General features: G+C 70.1%; 4 protein-coding genes. All 4 read right to left on the bottom strand.

From position 1 onward, the window contains the following. The coding region (gene ligD, locus AC1DOC_RS16765) for a DNA ligase D (RefSeq protein ID WP_478130116.1) at window positions 1-2,179 on the bottom strand (2,179 nt) is incomplete at its 3' end. Continuing rightward, complete coding sequence (locus AC1DOC_RS16760) at window positions 2,158-3,171, bottom strand: lysylphosphatidylglycerol synthase domain-containing protein (RefSeq protein ID WP_478079790.1); 1,014 nt, start codon at window positions 3,169-3,171, stop codon at window positions 2,158-2,160. The genes ligD and AC1DOC_RS16760, both read right to left, overlap by 22 nt. Then, complete coding sequence (locus tag AC1DOC_RS16755; RefSeq protein ID WP_478083209.1) at window positions 3,161-4,648, bottom strand: hybrid sensor histidine kinase/response regulator; 1,488 nt, start codon at window positions 4,646-4,648, stop codon at window positions 3,161-3,163. Before AC1DOC_RS16755 ends, AC1DOC_RS16760 begins: the two co-directional genes overlap by 11 nt. Window positions 4,649-4,713: 65 nt before the next feature. Then, window positions 4,714-5,602, bottom strand: an 889-nt coding sequence (locus tag AC1DOC_RS16750) for an ATPase domain-containing protein (protein ID WP_478130115.1), incomplete at its 5' end; no start/stop codon positions are given.

The following is a 5,602-nucleotide window of genomic DNA, read 5'->3' as shown; positions in this document are numbered from 1 at the left end:
ACTGCCGCCTGAGCGGCACCACCACGTGCAGCCCCTTGCCGCCGCTGGTCTTGCAGAACGGCGCCAGGCCCAGTTCGTCGAGCACCACGCGCATCAGCTCGGCGGCCTGCAGCACCATGGGCCAGCCGACGCCCTCGCCCGGGTCGAGGTCGAAGGTCATGCGGTCGGGCTTGCCGATGAGCGTCTTCAGGCCGTTCCAGGTATGGAACTCGACGACGTTCATCTGCGCCGCGCTCAGCAGCCCGAGTGGCCCCGCGATCTCGATCAGCTCGGGGTGCTTGGGCCACAGCGCCGCATCGAGCTGCCGCACGCCGGCCATCTGCCCCAGCTCCAGGTGCTTCTGGAAGAACAGCTGGCCGCCGATGCCCTGCGGCGCCCGCACGAACGACACAGGCCGGCCCTTCAGGTGCGGCATCATCAGCGGCGCGACCAGGCCGTAGAAGCGCACCACCTCCACCTTGGTGATGCCGGTCGACGGATCGACCACGCGGTCGGCATGCGAGACCTTGAAGTTGGCAGGCATGGTGGCGGCGGGTTCGGGCTCAGCCTCCGCTTCGCGGCCGGCGCCCGCCGGGTGCACCGGCTTCTCGCGGACGATGGCCTTCGCGGGCTTGTCCGAGCGCACGCTGTGGAACACCGGATGCCGCACGTGCCCGTCCTTCGTCCATTCGGAAAACGTGACCTCGGCCAGCAGCACCGGCTTGACCCAGTGCGCGCGTCGGTCGTTCTCGGTCGGGTTCTTGAACGGCCGCTTGTCGATGCCGAGCGGCTTCAATCTTTCGAGCATGTCGGCGAGCGTCCGGCCGTTGAAGCCCGCGCCCACCGCGCCGGCGTAGATGAGGTCGCCCTTGTCGTCGTGCACGCCGATCAGCAGTGCGCCAATGCCCACGCGCGAGCCCTTCGGATCGGTATAGCCGCCGATGACGAACTCCTGCCGCTGCGAGCACTTGAGCTTGATCCAGTCGGGCGAGCGGCGCGAGGCGTACGTGCTGTTCTTGCGCTTTCCGATCACGCCTTCGARCCCGATCTTGCAGGCCGAAGCCACGATGTCCTCGGGCGGCGCATCGAAGATCTCGCTGAAGCGGATTTCGGGCGGCGCCTTGGCCAGCAGCGCCTGCAGCAGGCCGCGCCGCTCGACCAGCGGCACGCCGGTGAGATCGAAGCCGCCGTAGTACGGCAGGTCGAACAGGAAGTAGACGATGTTGCGCGTGTTCTCGCTGTCGAAGGCGTTCTGCAGGGCCTGGAAGTCCGTGCCGCCGGACTCGTTGAGCACCACGATCTCGCCATCGAGCCAGCCGGGCGCGAGCTTCATGCGCTCGATCGCGCGCACCAGGTGCGGCATGCGGCTGCTCCAGTCATGGCCGTTGCGCGTGACGAGCTGCACGCCGCCCTTCGCATCGATGCGCGCGAGCAGGCGGTAGCCGTCGAACTTGATCTCGTACAGCCAGTTCTGGGGATCGTGCGGCGGGCCGTCGACCAGCGTGGCGAGCAGCGGCGAGAGCTTGGCCGGCATGGCGGCCTTCACCGCATCGGCGGGCATGCCGCTGGCCGATGCCTTGCCGCCGCGCTTTCTGGCCGGTGCGGCCGGCGCCTCGGCGGGCGCCGAGACCGCCGCAGCGGGCATCGGCATCTGCGCCACGCTGTCCGGGAACTGGTCGACCACGCTGAACTCCGCGGCCGGGCGGGCGTACTCGTCGTRCTCCTTGATCAAGAGCCACGCGTCCTGCTTGTCGTCGGCCTTGCCGTGCATGCGCACCAGCGTCCACTTGCCGCGCAGCTTGTAGCCGTGCAGCTCGAATTTGAGGCGCCCCGCCCTGTAGCCCTTGCGCGGATCGCCGATGGGCGTCCAGCTGCCCTTGTCCCAGATGATCACCTTGCCCGCGCCGTATTGCCGGGGCGGTATCTCGCCCTCGAACTGGTTGTAGGCGATGGGATGGTCCTCCACATGCACGGCCATGCGCTTGTCGTGCGTGTCGTAGCTCGGGCCCTTGGGCACGGCCCAGCTCTTCATGGCGCCATCGAGCTCGATGCGGAAGTCGTAGTGCAGCCGGGTCGCCCAGTGCTTCTGCACCACGAACTGCAGCACGCCGGGCGCCGATGCGCCGCCCTCCGCGGGCTCGGGGGTGGCGCCGAAGTTGCGCTTTTCCTTGTAGCGCTTCAGGGGGTTTGCGCGCGCCATGGTGTGTCGGCCTCCGTGTCCAGCGGGTGGCTTGCCGCGTAGCGTTCGAGCAGCAGGTAGAGCACCAGGCCGCCGGCCAGCGGCAGCAGGTAGTAGAGCGCGCGGTAGGCCAGCACGGCCCCCATCAGCGCGCCCTGGCGCACGGTGCCCGAGAGCAGCGCCAGGTACACGGCCTCGAGCACGCCGAGCCCGGCCGGGATCGGCGTGATCACGCCGACGATGGACGCGGCCAGCAGCACGCTCAGCGTGGTGGCGTAGGGCACCTGCCGGCCCAGCAGCAGGTACATCGCGCAGCCCATCAATGCCCAGTTGGCGGTGGAGAGCGTGAGCTGGACGACCGCAAGCCGTGCCGAAGGGAGCCTCACCCGCCGCCCCCTCAGCTGCCACTGCCGCCCGCGCAAAAAGGCGCAGGCCGCCACGTACGCCGCCGCAAGAAGGATCATCAGCACGCCCAGTGCGCGCAACGCGTCCGCCCCGATGCTGGCCTGGCGCGGCGGCGTGATGATGCCCGCGGCGAACAGGCCGCCGGCCAGCAGCCCGTAGCCGAGCCAGTTGGTGGCCAGGCTCACGCCGACGATCTGCGCCACCACGGCTTCATCGAGGCCGGCGCGCGCATAGAGCCGGGCGCGCATCCCGATGCCGCCGACCAGCGAGCCCAGGTTGAGATTGAAGGCATAGCTCGTCACCGCGATGGCCCAGGTGCGCCAGCGCGGCACCCGGTGGTGCGTGTGCCGCCGGCCGATGAGGTCGAAGCATCCGTAGAGCGCATGGCTGGCGGTCGTGATGGCCCACACCCCCAGCAGCAGCATCGCCGGATAGCGCTGCAGCGCCTCCCATGCGCCGGCCCAGTCGACCTTGTGCGCATGCGACAGCAGCAGGCCCAGCACCACGAGCCCCAGCAGCGGCAGCAGCCATCGGCGGCTGCGGCGCCACAGCGACAGCCGGCCGGCCGGATGGTCCGCCGCCGAAAGCGTGGTCGCGTCATGGTTCATGGTGCGGCCCCAGGGTCGAGATCAGCGCCGCCAGGTCCAGCGGCTTGAGCAAGTGGTGGTCGAACCCCGCCAGCGCAATGCGCTCCTTGTCGCCATGCTGGCCCCAGCCGGTCAGCGCGACCAGGATCAATCCGGCCAGCGCAGGGTTGGCGCGCAGCCGGGTTGCGAGCTCGCAGCCGTCCATGCCCGGCATGCCGATGTCCAGGATCGCGAGCCCGGGCGGCGGACCCTCGGCCACCATGCGCAGCGCGGCATCGCCGCTGTAGGCCACGCGCGTGGTGGCGCCCATCGAGCGCAGCAGCTCGCCCAGCGCGTCGGCCGCGTCCCGGTTGTCGTCGACGATCAGCACCGTGCCCGGCAACCAGGCCGGCCAGCCGCGAACAGCCGGTGCCGGCGACGCGGGCACGCCGCTCTCGACGCGGGCGAGCGGCAGGCGCACGCAGAACATCGCGCCCCGGCCCAGGCCCGCGCTGCTTGCCTCGACGCTGCCGCCATGGAGCTCGACCAGGCTCTTCACCAGCGTGAGGCCGATGCCCAGGCCGCCCTGCGCCGCCTTGGAGGTGCCGCTCACCTGTACGAACATCTCGAAGATCGACTTCAGCATGTCCGGCGCAATGCCGGTGCCGTTGTCCCAGACCTCCACCACCGCCTCGCGCCGTTCCCGGCGCAGCTCGATGCGGATCTTTCCGCCGGGCGCGGTGTACTTCGCGGCGTTGTTGAGCAGGTTGGAGAACACCTGCGTGAGGCGAACGCCGTCGCCGCGCACCACCACCGGCTCGCTGCACAGCTGCTTGCCCAGCGTGTGCCTGGCGCCTTCGAGCAGCGGCCGGCTCAGCTCGATGGCGTCCTCGATCACTGCTTCGAGCGCCACCGCTTCCATGCGCAGCTCGATCTTGCCGCGCGTGATGCGCGAGACCTCCATCAGGTCGTTCACGAGCCGCACCATGTGATCGATCTGCCGCCCCATGAGCTCGTAGTAGCGCCGCGCTTCCGCGGGCTCGTGCGGCTTGCGCATCAGGAGCGTGAGCGCGGTGCTCATCGGCGCGAGCGGGTTGCGCAGCTCGTGCGCCAGCGTTGCAAGGAACTCGGTCTTGCGCTGGTCGGATTCGCGCAGGCCGTCGAGCAGCCCGCGCAGCTGGTACTGCCGGTTGCGCGCCCTGAGCGCCGTGCGGACCGTGCTGATCAGCGAGGCCACGCGCATCGGCCGCTCGATCACGGTGACGTTCGCGAGCCGGTCCATGGCCTTGGCGATGACGGGCGAATCGGCGCCCTGGCGCGCCAGAACGAGCACCGGCAGATCGGACCACGGCGGCTGCGAGCCCAGCACTTCGGCCAGCGCGGCCGCGGCCGGATCGGCCAGCACTTCCTCCGCCACCATGATGGTGCCGGCGCCTTCCTTGATGCCCTGCACGAGCTCGCACAGGCTGTCGCAGGTGTGGGCCGCAATCTGTGCGCGGGCCAGTACGGCGCTTGCCATGAGGGCGTCCCTGGAGGTGGCGGTCCGCAACAGGATGCGCTGCTCGGCGGATGCGGCGGGCGGGCTCACGATGCGTGCTGCGCGCCGTCGGTGGGAATGGGGATGCCCGTCAGGATGCCCCTGAAATGACGCAGCGGCTCGCCCACCTTGAGGCCCGTGGCGGTCATCGAGAAATCGCGGATGCTACGCTCGTGCGCGCCGCCGCGCTTCTTCAGCACCGAGATCGCCTGTCGCACCTCGCCCTCCAGCTCGAAGTAGCGCAGCAGCACCACCGCGTCCGCCAGATAGCTCGCATCCACCGGCGTCTTCATCTGCATGCCGATGAGGCCATGCTGCGCGCCCACCAGCAGCGTGGCGACGCCGGCCTGGCCCAGGTAGGAAAGCAGCTCGTGCAGCTGCACGATCAGGAAGCGCTCGTCAGGCATCGCGTTGAGGTAGCCGTTGAGGCTGTCGATCACCACCACCGCCGCGCCGCACTCCACCACCGCCAGCCGGATCAGGTGCACGAACTCGCCCGGCGACAGCTCGGCGGGGTCGACCTGCCGCACCTTGATGCGGCCGGATTCGATGTATGGCCCGAGGTCCATGCCCATGCTTTCACAGCGCGTGCGCAGCGTGTGGATGCTCTCGTCGAAGATGAAGAGGGCCGCGCATTCGCCGCGCTGCGCCGCCGCCAGCGCAAACTGCACGGCCACCGTCGACTTTCCCGTGCCCGGCGCGCCGACGAACAGCGTGCTGGTGCCGCGCTCCAGGCCGCCGCCCAGCAGCGCATCGAGCGCTTCCAGGCCGCTGGGAATGCGCGCCGGCGCCACCGCCGGCGCCGAGGGATGCTCGGAAGCGACCAGGCGCGGAAAGACGCGCAGGCCGCCGCGCTCGATGCGGTAGTCGTGGTAGCCGCCGCGGAACTGCTGGCCCCGATACTTGCTGACCACCAGCCGGCGCCGCGCGGCGCCG

Source organism: Variovorax sp. 01T439_2 (assembly GCF_056398445.1).
The sequence above is the reverse complement of the archived record's forward strand: the minus strand, read 5'-3'. Positions and strand labels throughout refer to the sequence as shown.